Consider the following 20,038-nt stretch of genomic DNA (forward strand, 5'->3'; position numbering starts at 1 on the left):
GATCTTGAAGCGAGATACCTCATGAGTGCACAGGAAACCCTACGGAACGCTCGCAGCGGAGGCAGCGAGGACATCGCTCCAGATTTTGTGGAGGGGGCCTATTGGTGGGACGCCATGGGTCAGGAGGACGGCAAGTCTTCGCCGGGTTTCCGCGCATCCGCGGATGCCGCAATCGTGGGTGCCGGCGTGACCGGGCTCAACGCCGCCATTGAACTAGCCAGGTCGGGCAGGAGCGTTGCGGTGTTCGATGCGGGGGTTGCCGGTTTTGGAGCCAGCTCGAGAAACACCGGCTTCCTGGGACGTTTCCTCAAGAAGTCCTTCGCGGAGCTGGCCAAGGCCTACGGCGTCGAAAAGGCGACCGCATATTATGCTGAACTCTTCCAGGCGCTTAACGTCAGTATGGTGGAGGTGATCCAGCGCGAAGGGATCAATTGCGATTTCAATCTATCCGGACGGGTCGTCCTGGCACGATCGCCCTCCCAGTTGCGCGGCGTTGTCGACGAATTCAAACTGCGCCAGAAGCATCTGGGCGAAGACGTGCATATCCTGGACCGGTCGGAGCTGCAGCGCGAGATCCGATGCTCCAACGTGTTTTGCGGTGGAGTGCTTATTCCGGATATGGCCACGATCCATCCTGGGAAGTACCACGCGGGTCTGCTGGCGGCGGCCACCAAACTCGGCGTGCTGGTGTACAGCAACGCCCGTGTCTCAGGCATCACAAAATCGGCCGACAAGTTCGACGTCGAAACGCCGTTGGGCACGCTTCGGGCGACAGACGTCATCGTCGCCACCAATGGGTATACCGGCAAAGAGATGAACTGGTTCGCCAGGCGCCTGGTCCCGTTCCAGGGGTTCGCGATTGCCACCGAAGAAGTGGACCGTCAGAGGCTTGCTGGACTTTTGCCCACCAACCGCAGCTACACCGACGCCGATTTCGATACCATGGCCATCCGTCTGACCCCCGACGGGAAGCGCGTTATCACGTCCGGCCGCACAGGCAAAGCGATGCCCATTCGTGCGAAGGCGAGCCTGCTGCGAAAAGACCTGCTTTCGGTTTTGCCCGATCTGGCAGACGTGCGGGTGAGTTATGCCTGGAGCGGCTTTTGCGCCGCGCCGCTCGACACAATGCCGAAGATCGGCCAGCGCTCGGACGGCGTCTGGTATGCGACCGGCTTCACATTCATGGGAATGCCCCAAGGATCCTATTTCGGCAGAAAAGTCGCTTTCCAGGTGCTCGGAAAACCGGAGGGCGAAACCAATTATTCCAAAGTGCCCTTCAAGTCGTCGCCTTTCTACAGCGGCAATCCCTGGTTCCTCCGCCCGCTGATGGCCGCGATGAGAGTCAAGGATCGTTTCGAAAATCGCCGGTGCGATGTCGAGCCTCCGAACGCTACGTTCCCCTATGGAGCGTTTCTGTAGCATCGGCGGCTGCGCTCGCGATCAGCCGCCGATGACGCTGTCCTAGTCAATCAGCTCGAACTGATAGACCTTTGCAATGATCCTCCAATCGTCGGCAATCCGTACGAGAGAAATGAAATCGGTGAACAGTTTGGGACCGATGGCGCATTGCACCCTTGCAAGCGCGGTGTTCAGGCTGCCAAATTCGATCGAAACGATTTGATCAAGCCGGGCCTCCCCACGGCTGGCCGGAGACTCGCGTTTCGCAACGACATCCAGCCAGCTTGGGATATCCAGCGTGGCCAGATCTCCCTCACTGACCGTTGCAAGTTGAGCCTTCGGGTGAAACACCTCACCAAGCAGGGATGCGTCACAATTGTAGAGGCCATCGAAATACCGGCCCAGCACCATCGCCACATCCACATAGGCCTGACCCATATCCGTCATTTTTTCTCTCCTTCATCTTGGGAACGGCGGACGCCAGGTGACTGGAGCGCTCCAACCGCCCGGCTTGGACCCCTTTGCGAGCTGGTCCCAGCTTCAAGCTAGGTTTGCAGCCTTGGAGGCGGTCAATTCTTGATTGCAGGAGAATGGTGTTCGATTGGCATCAATTTTGACCGCCCAATGAAATTGGGCATAACATTCAGTCGAGCTCTTGAAATCTTCAGCCCAAGCCGACGGTTGGGCGCGCTGCTTGTGCCGCAGCGGATCTCAGAAGTTGCGTTGCCCGCGCTCGCTGACGACACCGGTCTTCATCGCATGGCCGACCGTGCCGCACGGCAGCCCTTGATGCCAATTCATAGTACCTGAGCGTCCCGTTGGTGAATGCGTTGACAACGCGTCAAGTGACGATTTCCGTACAAAATCTGCCCCATCATACGCGTTCAATTTCAATTGAAGGGCAATTTTGAAATTATCCGATACCGCGTTTCGGCGAAACTAATCCGTCTTCGGCCGCTTGCAGATGGAGGGTTAATGCAGTGCAAAACCAATCAGAACTCGGAAAATTGGCGCTTCTCGCAGGTGTTTCGCGCCGGGCGTTCCTTGCCACCAGTGGTGCCGCAGTCGCCGCGCTTGCGTTTTCGCGCAATTCCATCGCCGCCACGCAGAAGGGCGGTATTTTGAAGGGCGCGGTCACCACACCGGCGACCGCCCTCGATCCATTTGCGGTTTCGGAAGTCGGCGGCCGGCTGATCATCAGTCAACCGGGAGAATACCTCGCAATCTCACAGGCAGACGGAACTTTGAAGCCGGCGCTTGCTGAGAGTTGGGAGGCGCGCGAAGGCGGGAAAGTTTGGGTCTACAAGATCAGATCCGGCGTCTCGTTCCATGACGACACCCCGATGACAGCGAAAGACGTCGCCGCAACGTTTAACCGTCACGCCGATCCTGACGTAGGCTCCAATGCATTGTCTGCACTGAGTGGCATCCTGAGCAAAGGCGGAGCAGTCGCCAAGGACGACACCACCGTCGAATTCACGCTCGACGCACCCTATGGAAATTTTCCGTACACGGCCTCTTCAGACAACTACAACTGCGTCATCCTGAAGAATGGCGACAACAGTGATTATGCGAATAATCACAACGGCACCGGACCCTGGAAGCTGAAAGAGTTGCGCCCGGGGCGCGGTGTCACCTACGTGAAAAACGAAAACTACTGGGGGCCTATCCCAAGCTTCGACGAGGTCGACTGGACCTTTTACGACGACATCGGCGCGGCGATCCTGGCGATCCAGAGTGGCGCAGCCGATGTTCTGAGCGGCTTTCCCGCACGCGCTGGCGCTGCCTTGTTCAACAATCCAAAGGTCGCTGTGATCAGCATTCCGAGCTCAAGTCATGAAGTCATTCACATGCGTGTCGACATGCCGCCGTTCAACGATGCTCGCATCAGAAGGGCTGTCGCGCTGGCCATCGACCGAGCTGCAGTGGTCAAGGTACTCTTCGACAACAAGGCAGAAATAGGTAACGACACACCGTTCGCGCATTTCTTCGCCTCCAGCGACAAGTCGGTCCCTCAGCGCGTGCAGGACATTCCGGCCGCCAAGGCGCTTCTTGCTGAAGCCGGGGTTGCCGATGGCTTCAACGTCGATCTTCTTACCCAGAAATCCGGTGCCATCCCTGAGTTGGCGGTGCTGCTCCAGGACCAGTTGCGAGCAATCGGAATCACGGTCAACATCGTTCAGATGGGTACGGACCAGTATTACGGCGACCTCAAGTTCGGAACTTCGCCGTTCCTGGATTCGCCCTTCGGAATCGACGACTATGGGCATCGGGGCGTTCCCAATGTCTTCCTGTCTGCCCAGTTGTCATCGAAGGGCGTATGGAATGCTGCGCACTTCAAGAATGCAACCTATGACGCACTGATGGCCAAGTACTTCGCCGCCACTGACCTCGAGACCCAGCAGAAAACGGCTGGCGAGATCCAAAGGCTGCTGCTGGAAGAAACGCCGCAGCTCGGACTCTATTTCTACAACTTTAACGTGGTGCATTCGATCAGGGTAACCGGGGTTCAGCCGACCGCCATGGGACATTTGTTCCTTGGAGAAGCGGCCTTCCTCGCATGAATGGAGGTGCGGCGACCTTGCTGAGGAGAGGAGGCTTGAGCCTCCTCTCCCTTTTCCTGCTCAGCATAATAATTTTCGTGGTCGTCCAAGTCTTGCCGGGCGATGTCGGTCGCCGCATCCTGGGCCCCCTGGCGGACCAGCGATCCGTAGACAAGCTGAACGAACTGCTTGGGGTGAATCGGCCGTTGCTCGTCAGGTACCTCGAATGGGCCGGTGATTTTGTTCGCGGGAATTTCGGGACGTCCTATGTCTATCGGGCACCAGTCGCGCCCTTTGTCGGCCGCGCCCTCGGTAACTCCGCCCTTCTCGCGCTATTCGCCATCGTGATTGCATTGCCATCAAGCGTGGTTCTTTCACTTGTGGCAGCCCGTAATGAAAAAAAATGGCTCGGTGGAATGATTGGTAACGCAAGCGTCATCGCCACGGCCATTCCGGAGTTTGTTGTTGGTGTGGTTCTGCTCATCGTTTTCGGCGTGATGCTGGGCGTGTTTCCGACTTCCGCGCAGGTCTCAGACGGCAGCAGCCTGCTCGAACGGCTCCGCGCTCTGGTTCTGCCTGCAGTAACGGTCTCGACGGTGCTGACCGGTTACCTAACCAGGATGATCAGGGCACGGGCTAGCGAAATCTTTCTGTCGGACCATGTCCGTTACGCCAGGACCCTCGGCTTTTCCGAAAGAAGCATCGTTCTGAGGAACGTCCTCAGAAACAGCATCGTGCCGACCATCCCGGTTATCGCCACCCAGGTAGGCTATCTTGTCGGAAGCCTTACGGTCGTCGAGCTTCTTTTCAACTACGACGGGATCGGGCTTCTGATCCTGAAGGCCAGCCAGAAGCTCGACCTGCCGATGCTCATGGCCGGCGTCCTCGTGTCAGGTATCGTCTTCATGGCGTCCATCCTGATCGGCGACGCACTCGTCTACTTTCTCGATCCCCGCCGCCGTTTCAAGTAGGCCGAAGCACGATGCATCGCTCGCCAAGCTTTTTGTTAGCCGCTTCGATAGTCGCTGCGCTCGTTGTTGTGGGCCTCACCTATCAGTGGCTGCCCATCCAAGACCCTCTCATCACGCGGCCTTTCGACAGCTATCTCCCGCCTTCACTGGAGCACTGGTTTGGAACCGATAAATTCGGCCGGGATGTCTTCGCTCGAGTTCTGGCGGGATCGCGCACGGTGATCATCATAGCGCCCGTCGCGGCCGCGGTCGCCGTTATCTTCGGGGGACTGATTGGGTTTTGCGCCGGATATTTTCAGGGCGTCGTCGATGATGTTCTGAGCCGCATCATTGATGCGGTCCTGGCGGTACCCACCATTCTTATCGCGCTCGCCGTGGTGGTGGCGGTGAAGCCGACTCCGATCGGAGTGGGAGCGATCATCGGCCTGATCTTCGCGGCTCCGGTTTCGCGAACATTCCGCAGTACCGTCCTGGCCGAGACGACACTTGAGTATGTGGCTCAGGCGAAGCTGCGTGGAGAGAACGCCTGGTACGTCATGCTCGTGGAAATTCTACCCAATACGCTACCCGTCGTCGTGGTCGAGTTCTCTGTCCGGACCTGCTTTGCGATCTTCGTAGCTGCAAGCCTCTCCTTCCTTGGATTTGGCGTTCAGCCACCCACACCCGATTGGGGGCTGATGATCAACGAGGAGTACCAGCAGCTTGTTGCTGGGATTTGGTGGCCGACACTTTTCCCGGCACTGGCAATCGCCCTGCTGGTCACATCGATGACGCTGCTGACCGAACGTTTCGCAGAGGTCTTAGAATGACGGTCGCCCGTGACAGCATAGCCGCACTCGCCTGCGAGGATGTTTCGATCGGCTATCGTGTCGGCTCCGGAATTCTAAGCGTGGTCCGCAATGTTTCGCTGAGCGTCGCTCCCGGAGCAGCGCTGGGCATCGTCGGCGAGTCCGGTTCGGGCAAGTCGACGCTGGCATTGGCACTCGCAAACTGCATGTCGTCCAACGGCGTCTTGACCGGCGGCAACATACAAATCAACGGGAACGACCTCACAGCGCAGCTGGCTTTGGGAAACCGGCGGGAACTTGCCGGACGCCTATCGGTCGTTTTCCAGAACCCGGGCGGCGCACTTGACCCTAGCCGACGCATTGGTTCCGTTTTCGACGAACGCTTGCGACTGCTTGGCCTTGCTTCACGCAAGCGTGGAGAACGCGCTGCCGCGCTGCTGGAAAGCGTCAAGATCCGTAACGTGACTCAGGTTCTGGCGTCCTACCCGCACCAGCTGTCGGGAGGTATGCAACAGCGCGTCATCATCGCGCTCGCCCTTGCAAATGATCCGGCGGTCCTGGTGCTTGACGAGCCCACGACTGGCCTCGACGCCACTGTTGCAAGCGAGATCATAGAGCTTCTGAAAGCTCTTCGCAGGGAGCGGCGCGCTGGATTGGTCTTCATCTCCCACGACATTGGCCAAGTGCATAACCTTTGCGACGATATCGCGGTGATGTATGGCGGCGAACTTGTCGAGCAGGGGCCGGCTGACGAAGTCATCGCGCTTGCCCGACACCCATACACGAGGGCACTGCTGGCCTGTCTGCCATCTGTTACGGAGCGGCGTACGCTTCAGGGGATCAAAGGCGCGCCGCCTTCACCGAGCCAACTCGACCGTCTGAAGGGATGCCTATTCGCGCCGCGGTGCGACATGGCGACGGAGATCTGCGAAAGGCAGCGCCCGGACATCAGAGAGGAAACCACACGCTATAGGTGCCATCATCCAATCTCGGAAGCTCTGACACGCATCCCCGCCCGCGGCCAGCACGCGACACAGACTCAAGCGCCTGAAATTCGGCTTAAAGTCGAAGGTTTCGCCATGTCCTATGGTCGTGGGGCCAGCCGTCGACAAATACTCGAGGACGTCAGTTTCGAACTCCGGCCAGGCGAGATATTGGCCGTCGTGGGCGAATCGGGCAGCGGCAAGTCGACTTTGCTGAAGGGACTTGTCGGACTGATCGCACCCGATGCGGGTTCGATTTCAATGAATGGCAAGCGCCTTCCGCTGTACTTTGGCGAACGCACAAGCGAGTGCCTTTCCGACATTCGGATTGTGTTTCAGAACCCCGCGAGCGCATTGAACAGGCGGCGCAGAGTCGGGGATCAGATCGGACGATGCCTGGCGCTTGCGGCCGGCCGCCGCTCCACCACGGCTGATCAGAAGGCCCAGGCGGACAAAGTCCGACTGCCTCACTACAATCTGGGCAATTTCGCGCGAAGCCTGTCGGGCGGTCTTCTGCAGCGAGTTGCCATCGCATGTGCGCTTGCCGGCAAGCCTCAGGTCATCGTCTTTGATGAACCGACAAGCGCACTCGATGTTTCCGTCCAGGCTGACATCCTGAACCTGATAGCAGAGCAAGTTCGGCAGACGAACGCAGCTGCAATTTTAGTGACCCATGACCTGGCTGTGGTTCGCCAACTGGCCAATCGAACTTTGGTTCTACTCAATGGCCGGATCGTCGAGAGCGGCGACGTGGACGAGGTTTTTGAGCATCCGCGCCATCCGTACACCAAGCGCCTGCTCGCGGCGTTTTCGGAAAAGCGTCAATCAGTTACCAGTGAACGGCGAGGGCCTATGCGCTAGTGGGGCCTGCGGCTGACAGGGGCTTGGCCGCACATTTCATCAGACTGTCGAAGGCATCAGAGAACTTTGGCTAACTTCCTTCGGCGGGGCCGCTAGTTTCGGCCAACAGGAAAGGAACTCCTATGAGCGACCGTATTAACGACATCTCTTCGCTGATCGAGCGCGAGGCAGCGGCTTTTGAACCGTCCTTGATCGCGATCCGTCGAGACATCCACGCCCATCCCGAACTCGGCCACGATACGCCGCGCACCTCGGCGCTCGTCACGGAAGAATTGAAATCCTTCGGGCTTAGCCCACGGACGGGAGTCGGCGGACTTGGCGTGACAGTAGACATTCCTGGCGGCGCGGGTTCCGGTCCGCTGGTCTTGATACGTGCGGACATGGATGCGCTGCCGATGGACGAAGCGACAGGGCTTCCGTTCGCGAGCACCATTCCCGGTCGAATGCATGCCTGTGGCCATGACCTTCACACCGCAACCTTGTTGGGCGTCGGACGCATTCTCGCCGGTATGGCGCCTCGCCTGCGCGGAGGCGTTCGCCTCGTGTTTCAGCCCGCCGAAGAAACCATCGACAGCGGCGCAAAGCGAATGGTCGCGGACGGCGCTGCGGAAGGCGCGTCCATAGCACTTGGTTTCCACAATATGCCTGAACTAGCAGTTGGAAAGTTCGGCTTTGTGCGGGGCGCGGTCTTTGCGTCAGGGGATGAATTCGGTGTCGTTGTGAAAGGCCGATCCGGCCACGCAGCCCGCCCCTATACTGCTCTCGACCCAATCGTCACCGCTTCGGCAATCATAATGCAATTGCAAACCGCCGTGTCACGCTCCGTGAATCCTGCCGCCGCGCCCGTGTTGACGATCGGCCAGATCCATGGCGGCACTGCCTTCAACATCATTCCCGAGACCTGCTTCTTCGAGGGAACCATCAGATGTCGTTCGGCCGACTCTCGCGAAATCATGAAAAACCGATTCCACGAGATCTGCAACGGTGTCGCGGCAGCAATGGGTTTGACGTGCGAGATCAATTTCATCCGCGGTTGCCCGCCCGAGGTCAATGATGATGCCATACTGAATTCAACCGTAGGATCGCTAGTGCAGCAGTTTGGCGAAAGCTCGTTAATCGAATGTCCAGGGGACTACGGGACCGAGGATTTTGCCTACTTCACTGAACTGATGCCGTCCGCGCATATTTTTGTAGGCTCTTCACAACCCGGCCGAAATGACCGTGTGCACAATACGGACTATCAACCGGATGAACGTTGCATCAGTTTCGGTGTCGCTGCTCTTACCCGCACAGCGATCGACCTGTTGTCCTGATCAGCTGTGAGTCGCACTGCATCTTCGCATTCTGAGCACGGAGGCATCCATGAGCGCGATAGCGTTCAAGCCATGTTTCCCGATCTTCTTCACCGGGGCCCTGGCCGAGACCGGCCCCGAGATCGCTGAGGCAATCAACGAACAGGGCCGGCAGCTGCATGAGATCGATCTGGTCGCGTCCGAGAACATCATCTCCACACCGTGCTCGATGAATGCCGAAGGGCTTGGCGCCACTACGGTATCCGTCGACTGCCGGATGCCACCGGATCACGGTACGCCCGTGCGGGAAGTCGATACCCCGTCAGCCCCTAAAGTCGGAGGCCAGAAGCCAGTGCATAGCGACTGCACCACCCCGTACGATCCACAGTGAACCACCGGGGCCTGTCGGAAAACGAAGTGGCTGGAGGGCGACACGCTTAGGCTGACGGCAGCGGTTCCCGTCCTGTAGGGATGACACTGAGAGTGATTAGAGAAACTGCAATTTGGCGCAGGCGTCTAGATGATACGCTTGAATTTCTGGATGACATCCGGAAGAGTTCAACCCAACAAGAGCTCTGTCGATACCTGCTTCGTTATGCTGAACGATTTGGCGCTACGAACCTGCTTGCAGGACCAATTCCCCCGCCTCGTGCCTTGAGACGTGAACAGGTTTCGCATGTGCTGCTCGACGTCTGGCCGGAACAATGGTCCGAGCGCTATTTTTCGAAGGGCTACCTTTATCGCGATCCAGCCATTCGGCTTGTGAGCCGTGGTAGCACGCCCTTCCTCTGGAGCGAGATCGATAAGGTGTGCAGGGTCTGTCCCTTCGGCCGTCGGGTCATGGATGAGGCGACCGAATTCAAGCTGCGCGAGGGGTTGACGATACCGTTCGCAACCTTGGACGGGCAGGCGGTCGGGTTTTCCGTGGCAGGTGAAAAGCTGGATCCGGATCCTCACGACCGTCTCGCCTTTCAGTTCGTCGCCGCTTACGCATTCGGCTGCGCGGTTGTTCTCGCAGATGGAAAACGGAACCCGAAGCCCGCGCGTTTGTCTCCGAGACAGCAGGATGTTCTGCGCTGGGCTTCCGAAGGCCTCACACTGGATGAAATCGCCGATCACCTCAACATCAGCCGCAATACAGCCGATACCCACTTGCGGTTGGTGCGCGAGAGGCTCGGCGTGACAAGCACCATACACGCTGTCGCGGAGGCTCTCCGCCTGGGTTTGATTGCCTGATCTCCCGTAGTTACGTGATACCGCCTTGTTTCAGCAAGGACCATTGGTTGACCTCTAAACTGGAGGACGACCAAGATGCTTCTTATCGTTACGGCGCAAAACGCGGAAGAATATCAGGCGGAGTTGGATCAGGCGTTCCGCCTTCGCCACAAGGTGTTTGTCGAAGAAAAGGGCTGGACAGATCTGCGTCGCGAGGATGGCCGTGAGATCGACCGCTTCGACGATGAGCACGCAGTCCACATGCTCTTTACCGCTGAGAACCGCGTTGTCGGCTACCAACGCATGCTGCCTTCGACACACCCCCACCTGCTATCGGACGTTCTACCGGAACTATGCGAAGGCGAGCGGCCGGTCGGCGAGAACATCTGGGAATGGACGCGCTACTGCGTCGAGCCGCAATATCGCGAACGGGGACGGATGCTGAGCCCAGTGGCGAATGCGCTTTTGTCCGGTATCGTCGAATGGGGCTTGGATAGAAGCATTGACACGATCATCATCGAAATGAACCCGCTTTGGCTGCTGCGCCTGGTTCAGCTGCATTTCAGGGTGACGCCGCTGGGACTACCGCGGATGATCGGCGGCGAGGAAACGGTGGCTGTGACAGCGAGCTTCGACGAGCGGACGTTCCAAAGGCTTCGCGAGACCCGAAGCGCAAGCAGCACCATAAAATCCATATCGTAATGGCGATGATTTCGTCTCCGCACAAAGGAGGCGCAATGCGACGCTCCATCCAGCTGGCCACGCTTCGATTTGCGGTGGCGGTCGGCGAGGAGCGCAGCCTTCTCAGAGCTTCGCGGCGGCTGGGAATTCATCATTCCGCGCTCAGCCGACGCATCAGGGATCTCGAATTGGCGTTGGGTGTGATTTTATTCGAGCGTCACCCGGGTGGCGTCAGGGCGACGGTTGCCGGCGATCGTTTCCTGGCCACGATACGCCGCATCCTAAAGGATCTGGACGATGCACTCACCAGGGTTGAAGCAGCGGAGCCAGGGAGAAGTGGCCAGCCACCAATCGAATCGGATACGCTCCTTTGCAATTGCACGTTTCTCAACGCCGTCGTTGCATTCATGGGCGCCGAGCCCGACATTGCAGCCTTCGTCGCGTTCCTGCGGGAACGGTATCCTAGCCCCTGATCCCCTTGCGTTGGCAGGGAACCACGCGGTTGTCAGTCGCCTTTCAGATCGCGCCTAGCTCGGCTGAACGCCCGGTCCGTCGCCATGAACCGTGCCAGCATTGGCGCGATCAGCCTTGCCGGATCGGCGACGGGCTGACCGGTCTCGCGGCCGAGCACTTCGGCGTAAGCAACAAGATCGCGGTGAACAGCGGCGGGCAGTTCGACCGTGATTTTGACCGGCCGATCATCGGGAACGGTGGAGAGTTTCAGCTTGGTCATGACGGATCCTTCAGCGCGCCATACGGCGCCAACACGAGGTCGCGATTAACGATGACGCGAACCGGGAATCCGGGGCGGATGGTGAGCGTCGGTTGGACGTTAAGTTGGTTGCGCACAATCTGCTGGCCGACATTGCTCACCGAATCCTGCGCGCTCTCGCGGATGGCCTTGGCGATATCGCTTTCATCATCGCTGGAACCAAGCGATGTCCCGATGCCGAGCAGGGTCGAGAGCGCTGCAGCCCGAAAGAGTTGACCCCAATGATGATCGACCTCGTCCTCCAGTCCGGAAAATCCTTCTGCGTCCGCGCCCTGCTGGCGCTCCAGCACGATCGAGGTGCCGTCGGGCATGGTCAGTCGGTTCCAGACCAGCAGCACGCGTGACTGGCCAAAGGCGACCTGGCTGTCGTACTGGCCGATCAGTTTTGCGCCCTGCGGGATCAGGAGGTACGCTCCTGATGGGCTGTCGTAAACGTTCTCCGTGACCTGAGCGGTGATCTGACCGGGAAGATCGGAACGGATACCGGTAATCAGTGCCGCCGGAATGACCGTGCCGGCCTGCACGACATAGGGTGAGACCTTCCCGGCGAGACGATCGGGACTGATGGTGCGTCGATCCGGCTCGGCGTTGACGAAGGCGGCTTTGCGGTCCTGCATGTTTTGCGCACCGCCAGGGTTGAGCGGCGGCTGTTCGGTCGGTGGCGTCAAGCCGGACATGGCGTTCGCCACGGCATTTCCTGCACCAGTATCCTGCCGCGCGGGATTCGCTCGCGCGTTGGTGTCGGTGAAGAGCTTTGCGACACGTGCGGCTTCAATCTCGGCCTGGCGGCGCTGCTCGTCCGGATCGGCGCGCGGCGTACTGATTTTGGGCACCTCGATCGACTGGCCGCGCTCCTGCGCACGCAGGATTGGCCGGCCGAGATCGCCGGGCAAAGGCGGCCCGAGTTTTGGAATGCCGGCATAATCCTTCGGCAGGGTTTGTAGCCCGTCGGCGGTCGATCGATTTTCAGTGGTGAAGAGTTCGGACGGCTCATCGTTGCCGCGCCGCCTGGTGTCAAGCGCCCAGATCAGTGTGCCAAGGATCGCAGCGCTGGCCACTCCACCAAGACCGATCAGCACCTTGCGCGAAAGGCGCGTGACCCTGGCGGGCTCGGGCCTCAGACGTACTTCGGCCCTGATGTCCACGTTCGGGAGATTTGTAACGTCGCTCATCGGAACAGCCCCGCGCTGCGCGGCGGTCTTTTCCCGTCAGTGCGCACGATTCTGACACGCTTCTCGCTCGTCTTGTCGCCGAGCCTCAGTTCAGCTGCGGCGAACAGCCGGTCAACGACATAGTAGTTTTGCCGAGCGCGGTAGTTGACCAGTTCCGAGCCGCCCGATGGGCCGATGACGAAGAGCGGCGGCATCTCACCCTGAGCGATGCCGGACGGGAATTCGATATAGACTTTTGTGCCGTCATCGAACACACGCAGCGGCTTCCACGGTGCCGCGTCGCCCTCGACGCGGTAGCGGAAATTGAGTTTCTGGATGTCGATGCCGGAAGCAACCGGCTGGGCTGCGGAGGCCTGTGCGTTCTGGCGCCGCAGCGCTATCAACTGATCCTGCGGATACTGCCACGACACCGAGGCCATGTAGGTCTTTTCGGTCGATCGCAGCTCAAGATGATAGGTGCGGCGATCGCTGTTGATGACAAGATTAGTCTGGAGGTCGGACCTCGTCGGCTTGACGAGAATGTGAACCTGCAGCCGGTCGCCTGCCCCGCTCTGCGTATCGCCGATGATCCAGCGCACTGTGTCGCCGGCGGCAACGGGACCGGACCCGACGAGCTGCTCGCCGGGCTGCAGCGCGATGTCGGTGACCTGGCCGGGCGCGGCATAGATCTGGTAGAGCGCGCCTTCACTCCAGGGATAGAGCTGGATCGCGTTGATAAAACCGTCGCGGACGGGCTGCATTCGTGCGGCCTCATTGGCCTGGCTTATCCGCTGTTTCGGATCGGCTGGTTCCGCCTTCGCCTTGCTGGTCTCTATCGCCTTCAACTGACCGGGCAGCGGAAGCGGTTTCGGCAGCTCCACCACCTTCACCGCACCAGGCGGATCGAGCTTCTGCACGGCAGGCACCACATCGTCGTAATTGATCTCCGGCGGAATGTATTTTTTCGAGGCGCAGCCGGCGAGTGCCGTCGCCGACAGCAGTGCCAGGACGAGCACCCGCGCCTTGGTTATGTTTCGGGTTGCATGTCCCCTTGCTCTTTCTGCTTGTATCGCGCGCTTCATGAAAGCTCCTTCGACCAGTTGATGGCGTTGACATAGACGCCGAGCGGATTGACCTTCAGCCGGTCGGCATCGCGGGGTTGTTGAGTGACGATGGTAAGGATGGCGGTCCAGCGCTCGGTGCTGGCCAAGCTGCCGTTGTCGTAGTGGCGCTCGATCCAGGCGACACGGAACGAGTCTGGCGAAGCGCGGATGACGCTGGAGACTGCGACCGAGATCTGGATCTTGCCGACCTTGGCAAAAGGGTCGTTCAGGCGGGCGTAGTCGTTCAGAGAAATGGCGCCGCGATCGGTCGTGTAGTCGTATGCGCGCAGCCAGTTCTGGCGGACAATGACGGGATCGTCAGAGATGCTTCGGACCTGTTCGATGAAGCGGCCGAGGTGCCATGCGATCTGCGGATCGGTCGGGCGATAGTCAGCGACAGCTGAAGCGACCACTTGCGCCTCGCCGAGCTTGTCGACCTGCACGACCCAGGGCACGATCGTGCCACGCGTCGACTGCCAGATCAGCGCGGCGGCGAAACCGCTTGCCAGAATCAGCGCGCCGAAGGCCATCAGCCGCCAGTTTTTCGCTTGCACACGAGCCGAGCCGATGCGCTCATCCCAGACTTGGGCAGCACGTTGATACGGCGTCTCCGGCTGAGGCGTCGTTCCGTAGCGAGCGGAAGATCGTTTGAAGAGGTTCATCGGCGGTCGTCCTGATTGAGGGAAACATTCATCGAGCCGCCGCCATGATCGCCGGAGCGGACAGAATGCGCGGCCATGCTCGCGCCATGGCTCATGGTCTGGCCGCGCTTCATGCGAGCGGCCCATGCCGGCGGCGATCCGGCACCGGATTCAGCCGTCGACGCACGTCCTGAAGCAGCAGCTGCTGCTGGCTGCTCTCCACCCGTTGCGGTCCACGCGGCCGAGCGGCCAGCCTGCTGGCTGGAAGACAGGGCTGAGGCCGCGCGCGACATTGCCTGCTTCACCGGCTGAACGGCAGCGCCGGCACCAGCCTTGGCGACACCAGCCATGCCGCCGGCGATCGACCCTGCACCGCTCTGTCCGGATGTTGCGGCGGCGAGGCCGTAAGCTGTCGAGGTGCTGCCGGCCAAATGCGCGCCGCCACGTACGGCGGCCGCCGACATGCGCCCACCTGCACTGAGCGCAGTTGCGCCGCCGCTCAATCCGGCGCGAGCGCCCATGGCACCAGCAGCACCAAGGCCGGCGGCAGCGAGGCTGGTGCCCACAGCAGCGCCGGCGCCAAGTTGCGGTGCAGCGGAAACAAGACCTGTCGCGATGCCCGGACCGAAGATCGAAAGCCCCATCAGTGACAGGGCGCCGAGAACGAGCGACAGCGCATCCGTGATCGTCGGTTGTTCGGCGCCAAAACCTTGGGTGAACTCACCGAAGAGACCCGAGCCAATGCCGACGATGACGGCAAGCACGAGGATCTTCACGCCCGAAGCAACAATGTTGCCGAGCACTTTTTCGGCAAGGAACGCGGTCCGATTGAAGAGCGCGAAGGGAATCAGCACGAAGCCGGCAAGCGTCGTCAGCTTGAATTCGATCAGCGTGACGAATATCTGCACGGCGAGGATGAAGAAGGCGATCAGCACGATCGCCCAGGCGATCATCAACACCGCGATCTGGACAAAATTCTCGAAGAAAGAGACGTAGCCCATCAACTGGCTGGCGGCCTCAAGAATCGGATTGCCAGCATCGATGCCGACCTGGGCGACGCGGCCCGGCTGCAGCAGTGCGGAGCCGGAAAGTGCTGATCCTCCGGCCTTCAGGCCGAGTCCCGAAAAACTCTCGAAGACGATGCCGGCCAGACGATTGAAGTTGCCGATGATGAAGGCGAAGAAACCGATGTAGAGCGTCTTCTTCACCAGCCGGTGCAGCACGTCCTCGTCCGCGCCCCAGGCCCAGAACAGGCCGGCGAGCGTGATGTCGATGACGATCAGGGTAGACGTGAGAAAGGCCACCTCGCCGCCGAGCAGGCTAAACCCTGAATCGATGTAACGAGTGAAGGTTTCCAGGAAGCGGTCGATGACGCCGGTGTCATTCATGGCGTCACCGTGTTCGGGCGGCGTTGATCTTGCTCACCCCGGGGCATCGACGGCTGAACGGGCAGGAGCCGGCTCTGGTCTTTGTCGACTGACGGAACTGCGTACGGTGCCGTGGGCTGTGTCGGCTGAAGGAAACGCCGGCGGTTTTCCGCCCAGGCCTTCCTGCAGGCTTCGTCGGCGATCGCGGCCATGCCGATGTTCCGGCATCGCGCAAGTTCGACTCCTGCCGGCTCGCCGCCCGGATGTGCGGAGCGCGGGGAGGACGCGTCCTGCGGGCCGTCGCCACGCAACGCCATGAAGGCGGCGGTCATGGCGGCGCCAAGGGCAAGAACGGCTGTCATCCGGGCGGCGATCTTGAGATCCATGCGACTCTCGCCTCAATCGTGGAACATCTTCACGGATGACGGGCTGTAGCCACTGCCCGTCATGAAGCGGCTAAACTGTTCACGTGCTTGTTCCTGGGCAGCCGCCCGCCTCGCCTGCTCCAGTGCGTTGGCGCGTCCCTGCGCTGCCATCATCGCCGTCAGGTCCGACACCTGCCTTGCCTGGACGGCAAGAAGCTGGTTGCCGGCTTGCGTCGCCTGCAGCACGCCGACGGCAGACTGGCTGGCGCCGACCAGCGCGCTCGTCTGTTCCTGTGTCCCCTCGATGTTGTCCACGGCGACGGCGCCGGTCTTCAGCGAGTGCTCGAAGGCCGAAACCGATGTCTGCCAGCGTTCACGCGCGCCATCGACAAGCTGCTGGCTGGAGAGGTCCGAACCAAAACTCTCGTACGTCGAGGTGAACTGGCTCTCGATGTCCTGGACGCTGTAGGCGAGCTTGTCGGCCTCGCCGAGCAGTGTCTTCATCTGAGAGAAATTGGCTTCGATCTGGCCAAGCAGCGAGGTCGGCAGCGACGTGAGGTTCTTTGCCTGGTTGATCAGCATTTGCGCCTCATTCTGAAGCGAGGTGATCTGGTTCTGGATCTGCTCCAGGGCGCGAGCGGCCTGGAGAAGGTTCTGGCTGTAGTTGGTGGGATCAAAGACGATAAACGCCGACGCCGGCGCCGATGACAGCGCGATCGCGACGGTGATGACACTGGCTGCCGTCATGTGTCGAAAACGAAGATTGTTGCGAACGGAATTCATGACGGAATCTCCTTTGCTGATTGGTCGATGACATTGGCGAGATCGGGAACGAGGTCGGCGGCCCAGCCGAGACCGCGGTCGGTGAGCCAGGCCTCGAGGAAATGTTCTCGACCGCCCTCGATGATGATCCGGTTGATTGCCGCCTGGTCGGACTTGGACGACGCGGCGCACAGCGCCAGCCCGATCGGACCGAGGCCCAGTTCGAACAGCCGGTTACCGCGCCGCGACTGGCAGTAGTAGTCGCGCTTCGGGGTCGCCCGGGCGACGATCTCGATCTGGCGATCGTTGAGACCAAAGCGGCGATAGATGGCCGTGATCTGCGGCTCGATGGCGCGCTCGTTCGGCAGAAAGAGCCGCGTCGGACAGCTTTCGACGATGGCTGGCGCGATCCTGCTGCCGTCGATGTCAGAGAGCGACTGCGTGGCGAAAATGACGGAAGCATTCTTCTTGCGAAGGGTCTTCAGCCATTCACGCAACTGATCGGCGAAGCCGCCATCATCGAGCGCCAGCCAGCCCTCATCGATTATCAGCAGTGTCGGCCGCCCGTCCATCCGCTGCTCGATCCGATGGAAGAGGTAGGCGAGCACGGCCGGAGCCGCGCCCGTGCCGATCAGGCCCTCGGTCTCGAATGCCTGGACGGAGGCATCACCAAGACGCTCGTGCTCGGCGTCGAGCAGCCGGCCATAGGGACCGCCGATACAGTAGGGTCGGAGTGCCTGCTTCAGTGGCGAAGATTGCAGCAGTACCGACAGGCCGGTCAGTGTCCGTTCCTGAACCGGCGCGCTGGCCAGCGAAGTCAGCGCCGACCAGAGATATTCCTTGACGTCCGGCGTGACGGGAACCCCCTCGCGCTGAAGAATGTCGACGAGCCAGTCGGCCGCCCATGCCCGATCCGACGTGTGATGGATGCGGCCAAGCGGCTGCAGCGAAACGGCACCGACGTCGTCCGACAGATCCGCCATGGTGAGCAGGGCAAGGGGATCGTCCGGCCCCTGCCAACTCGATCCGTTGCCACCGAGATTGTGCCAGTCGCCGTCCATGGCGAGCATGGCGGCGCGGATCGAGCCGCCGAAGTCGAAGGCAAATATCTGATTATTTTCGTAGCGCCGGAACTGCAGCGCCATCATCGCCAACAGGACCGACTTGCCTGCGCCGGTGGGGCCAATCACGAGGGTGTGGCCGACATCGCCCACATGCAGGCTGAACCGGAACGGTGTAGCGCCTTCCGTCCTGGCGAAGAACAGAGGCGGGGCGCCAAAATGCTCGTCCTCGACAGGTCCCGCCCAGACTGCCGAGAGCGGGAGCATGTGGGCGAGGTTCAGTGTCGACAGCGGCGGCTGGCGGACATTCGCATAGACGTGGCCAGGGATGCTGCCGAGCCATGCCTCGATGGCGTTGACGCCTTCCGCAATGCAACTGAAGTCCCGGCCCTGGATGATCTTTTCGACCAGACGCAGCTTCTCGTCGGCAATCGACGGATCGGCATCCCACACCGTCACGGTTGCGGTGACATAAGCTTGGCCGATCTGGTCGGAGCCGAGGTCCTGAAGGGCGGCGTCCGCATCGGCCGCCTTGTTGGCGGCGTCGGTGTCCAAAAGAACGGATGCCTCGTTGGTCATCACCTCCTTGAGGATGGCTGCGACCGATTTGCGCTTGGCGAACCATTGCCGCCGGATCCTGGTCAGCAATCGTGTGGCGTCGGCTTTGTCGAGCATGATCGCCCGCGTCGACCAGCGATAGACAAAGGCAAGCCGATTGAGATCGTCGAGGATCCCCGGAAAAGTCGCGGTGGGGAAGCCGATTATGGTGAGCGTGCGCAGATGGGCATCGCCGAGCCTCGGCTCCAGCCCGCCGGCGAGCGGCTGATCGACCAGCAGCGCGTCGAGATGCATCGGCGTATCAGGTACGCGGACCCGATGCCGCTTCGTGGAAATGCAGGAATGCAGGTAGGTCAAAGTCTCGGCGTCGTCGAGCCATGCGGCCTCCGGCACAAAACCTTCGACCAGGTTCAGCACCCGGTCGGTGCGGTCCACAAAACCCTTCAGGAGTTCCCACGGATCGACGCCGCTCTTCTCCCGACCTTCGTACAGCCAGCTCTCGATGCGAGAAGCTTCCTCGGCCGGCGGCATCCAAACGAAGGTGAGAAAGTAGCTGCTCTCGAACAGCTTCCCGTTCGGCCGGCGATCACTCCACTGTGGCGATCCTTGACCGGCCTCACCCTCGAACTGTTCACGACGTTCGAGATCGACCAACGCCGAGGCGCTGTCGGGGAAAAGACCTTCGGGATAGTGCTGCGCGGCAAGCCGAACGGCTTCGACGAAGATCGCCCAGCCGGAGCCAAGACGGCGCAACGCGCTGTTCAGCCGCGCCGTAGTGCCGACAAGTTCCGCCGGCGTGGCACTGTCGAGATCGGGACCGCGAAAACGGGCGGTCCTCTGGAAGGAGCCGTCTTTGTTCAATACAACGCCCGGCGCGACCAGTGCTGCCCAGGGCAGGTAGTCGGCGAGGTTGGATGAGCGTTTGCGGTATTCGGCGAGGTTCATCATGGGCGAAAAACCTCTCAGCAGCCGAAATGCGCGGGATAGCGCAGGTGCCGGCGAACGACATCGACGAACTGCGCGTCGCGCTTGACTGCCCAGACAGCCGCGAAATGGCCGATCGCCCAGATAACGAGGCCAGCGATCCACAAGCGGAGTCCCAATCCGACCGCGCCAGCCAGCGTGCCGTTGGCGATGGCGACCGCGCGTGGCGCGCCGCCGAGCAGAATCGGCTCGGTAAGCGCCCGGTGTACCGGTGCGAAAAAGCCGCGGATGTCTTCGTCTTCCAGCAGGGACCCTGTCATCAGACGAGCGCTCCGCCGCCGAACGAGAAAAACGACAGGAAGAACGAACTCGCCGCGAAGGCGATCGACAGGCCGAAGACGATCTGGATCAGTCGGCGAAATCCGCCCGACGTGTCGCCGAAGGCGAGCGACAACCCGGTGACGATGATGATGATTACCGCCACGATCTTGGCGACTGGTCCCTCGACGGATTCGAGGATTTGTTGAAGCGGCTGCTCCCACGGCATGGAAGAACCTGCTGCGTGAGCGGGCGCGATCATCATGGCCGCAACCGCAGCAGTC

21 protein-coding genes are annotated in these 20,038 nt (G+C 60.7%); 10 read left to right on the plus strand and 11 right to left on the minus strand.

Translation table 11 applies throughout. The annotated features are described in order from the left end of the window. Nucleotides 1–21: 21 nt before the first annotated feature. Complete coding sequence (locus NKH42_RS01065; RefSeq protein WP_352973825.1) at nucleotides 22–1,419, plus strand: NAD(P)/FAD-dependent oxidoreductase; 1,398 nt, start codon at nucleotides 22–24, stop codon at nucleotides 1,417–1,419. 42 nt (nucleotides 1,420–1,461) lie between these two features. Here NKH42_RS01065 and NKH42_RS01070 read toward each other — a convergent pair whose 3' ends face one another. Continuing rightward, on the minus strand, nucleotides 1,462–1,845 hold the full coding sequence (locus tag NKH42_RS01070) for a nuclear transport factor 2 family protein (RefSeq protein WP_352973826.1): 384 nt from the start codon (nucleotides 1,843–1,845) through the stop codon (nucleotides 1,462–1,464). Between the two features lie 533 nt (nucleotides 1,846–2,378). Between NKH42_RS01070 and NKH42_RS01075 the strand changes: the two genes are divergently transcribed. The 9 genes from NKH42_RS01075 (at nucleotide 2,379) to NKH42_RS01115 (ending at nucleotide 11,205) form a co-directional block, all read left to right on the plus strand. Beyond that, nucleotides 2,379–3,962 carry an ABC transporter substrate-binding protein gene (locus tag NKH42_RS01075; protein WP_352973828.1) on the plus strand — a complete coding sequence of 528 codons (1,584 nt, stop codon included), beginning with the start codon at nucleotides 2,379–2,381 and terminating at the stop codon, nucleotides 3,960–3,962. Next, nucleotides 3,959–4,912 (plus strand): ABC transporter permease, encoded by a 954-nt coding sequence (locus tag NKH42_RS01080; RefSeq protein WP_352973829.1) that lies wholly within the window; start codon nucleotides 3,959–3,961, stop codon nucleotides 4,910–4,912. Before NKH42_RS01075 ends, NKH42_RS01080 begins: the two co-directional genes overlap by 4 nt. An 11-nt stretch (nucleotides 4,913–4,923) precedes the next feature. Further along, on the plus strand, nucleotides 4,924–5,721 hold the full coding sequence (locus tag NKH42_RS01085) for an ABC transporter permease (protein WP_352973831.1): 798 nt from the start codon (nucleotides 4,924–4,926) through the stop codon (nucleotides 5,719–5,721). After that, entirely contained in the window at nucleotides 5,718–7,544 is a 1,827-nt protein-coding gene (locus NKH42_RS01090) for an ABC transporter ATP-binding protein (protein WP_352973832.1), read from the plus strand. Before NKH42_RS01085 ends, NKH42_RS01090 begins: the two co-directional genes overlap by 4 nt. A 122-nt stretch (nucleotides 7,545–7,666) precedes the next feature. Continuing rightward, nucleotides 7,667–8,857: a M20 metallopeptidase family protein gene (locus NKH42_RS01095; RefSeq protein WP_352973834.1), complete on the plus strand. Its 1,191-nt coding sequence runs from the start codon at nucleotides 7,667–7,669 to the stop codon at nucleotides 8,855–8,857. Between the two features lie 49 nt (nucleotides 8,858–8,906). Continuing rightward, nucleotides 8,907–9,227, plus strand: a complete 321-nt coding sequence (locus NKH42_RS31200; RefSeq protein ID WP_502906400.1) for a hypothetical protein — start codon at nucleotides 8,907–8,909, stop codon at nucleotides 9,225–9,227. Between the two features lie 80 nt (nucleotides 9,228–9,307). Further along, a complete protein-coding gene (locus NKH42_RS01105; protein ID WP_352973835.1) occupies nucleotides 9,308–10,072 on the plus strand; it encodes an autoinducer binding domain-containing protein in 765 nt (254 codons plus the stop codon). 75 nt (nucleotides 10,073–10,147) lie between these two features. After that, nucleotides 10,148–10,753: an acyl-homoserine-lactone synthase gene (locus tag NKH42_RS01110; protein WP_352973837.1), complete on the plus strand. Its 606-nt coding sequence runs from the start codon at nucleotides 10,148–10,150 to the stop codon at nucleotides 10,751–10,753. Then, on the plus strand, nucleotides 10,753–11,205 hold the full coding sequence (locus NKH42_RS01115) for a LysR family transcriptional regulator (protein ID WP_352973838.1): 453 nt from the start codon (nucleotides 10,753–10,755) through the stop codon (nucleotides 11,203–11,205). The genes NKH42_RS01110 and NKH42_RS01115 overlap by 1 nt, the downstream gene beginning before the upstream one ends. Nucleotides 11,206–11,237: 32 nt before the next feature. Here NKH42_RS01115 and NKH42_RS01120 read toward each other — a convergent pair whose 3' ends face one another. The 10 genes from NKH42_RS01120 to NKH42_RS01165 are packed head-to-tail and all read right to left on the minus strand — an operon-like array spanning nucleotide 11,238 to nucleotide 20,019. Beyond that, nucleotides 11,238–11,465, minus strand: a complete 228-nt coding sequence (locus tag NKH42_RS01120) for a DUF2274 domain-containing protein (RefSeq protein WP_352973839.1) — start codon at nucleotides 11,463–11,465, stop codon at nucleotides 11,238–11,240. Then, the gene (locus tag NKH42_RS01125; RefSeq protein ID WP_352973841.1) at nucleotides 11,462–12,676 is read right to left on the minus strand and encodes a TraB/TrbI/VirB10 family type IV secretion system protein; all 1,215 of its coding nucleotides are present in this window, start codon (nucleotides 12,674–12,676) and stop codon (nucleotides 11,462–11,464) included. The genes NKH42_RS01120 and NKH42_RS01125 overlap by 4 nt, the downstream gene beginning before the upstream one ends. Further along, the gene (trbG, locus tag NKH42_RS01130; protein WP_352973843.1) at nucleotides 12,673–13,737 is read right to left on the minus strand and encodes a P-type conjugative transfer protein TrbG; all 1,065 of its coding nucleotides are present in this window, start codon (nucleotides 13,735–13,737) and stop codon (nucleotides 12,673–12,675) included. Before trbG ends, NKH42_RS01125 begins: the two co-directional genes overlap by 4 nt. Next, a complete protein-coding gene (gene trbF / locus NKH42_RS01135) occupies nucleotides 13,734–14,420 on the minus strand; it encodes a conjugal transfer protein TrbF (RefSeq protein WP_352973844.1) in 687 nt (228 codons plus the stop codon). Before trbF ends, trbG begins: the two co-directional genes overlap by 4 nt. Further along, the gene (gene trbL, locus NKH42_RS01140) at nucleotides 14,417–15,787 is read right to left on the minus strand and encodes a P-type conjugative transfer protein TrbL (protein WP_352973845.1); all 1,371 of its coding nucleotides are present in this window, start codon (nucleotides 15,785–15,787) and stop codon (nucleotides 14,417–14,419) included. Before trbL ends, trbF begins: the two co-directional genes overlap by 4 nt. Next, on the minus strand, nucleotides 15,784–16,152 hold the full coding sequence (gene trbK-alt, locus NKH42_RS01145) for a putative entry exclusion protein TrbK-alt (RefSeq protein WP_352973847.1): 369 nt from the start codon (nucleotides 16,150–16,152) through the stop codon (nucleotides 15,784–15,786). The genes trbL and trbK-alt overlap by 4 nt, the downstream gene beginning before the upstream one ends. A 12-nt stretch (nucleotides 16,153–16,164) precedes the next feature. Then, complete coding sequence (gene trbJ / locus NKH42_RS01150) at nucleotides 16,165–16,878, minus strand: P-type conjugative transfer protein TrbJ (protein ID WP_352973935.1); 714 nt, start codon at nucleotides 16,876–16,878, stop codon at nucleotides 16,165–16,167. A 32-nt stretch (nucleotides 16,879–16,910) separates the two neighbouring features. Then, entirely contained in the window at nucleotides 16,911–19,460 is a 2,550-nt protein-coding gene (gene trbE, locus NKH42_RS01155; RefSeq protein ID WP_352973848.1) for a conjugal transfer protein TrbE, read from the minus strand. A gap of 14 nt (nucleotides 19,461–19,474) precedes the next feature. Then, on the minus strand, nucleotides 19,475–19,756 hold the full coding sequence (locus NKH42_RS01160) for a VirB3 family type IV secretion system protein (protein WP_352973851.1): 282 nt from the start codon (nucleotides 19,754–19,756) through the stop codon (nucleotides 19,475–19,477). Beyond that, nucleotides 19,756–20,019, minus strand: a complete 264-nt coding sequence (locus NKH42_RS01165) for a TrbC/VirB2 family type IV secretion system protein (RefSeq protein ID WP_246093916.1) — start codon at nucleotides 20,017–20,019, stop codon at nucleotides 19,756–19,758. Before NKH42_RS01165 ends, NKH42_RS01160 begins: the two co-directional genes overlap by 1 nt. Nucleotides 20,020–20,038: the final 19 nt, after the last annotated feature.

It is taken from the genome of Mesorhizobium sp. M1142 (assembly GCF_040318565.1).
In the GTDB taxonomy this organism is placed as follows: domain Bacteria; phylum Pseudomonadota; class Alphaproteobacteria; order Rhizobiales; family Rhizobiaceae; genus Mesorhizobium.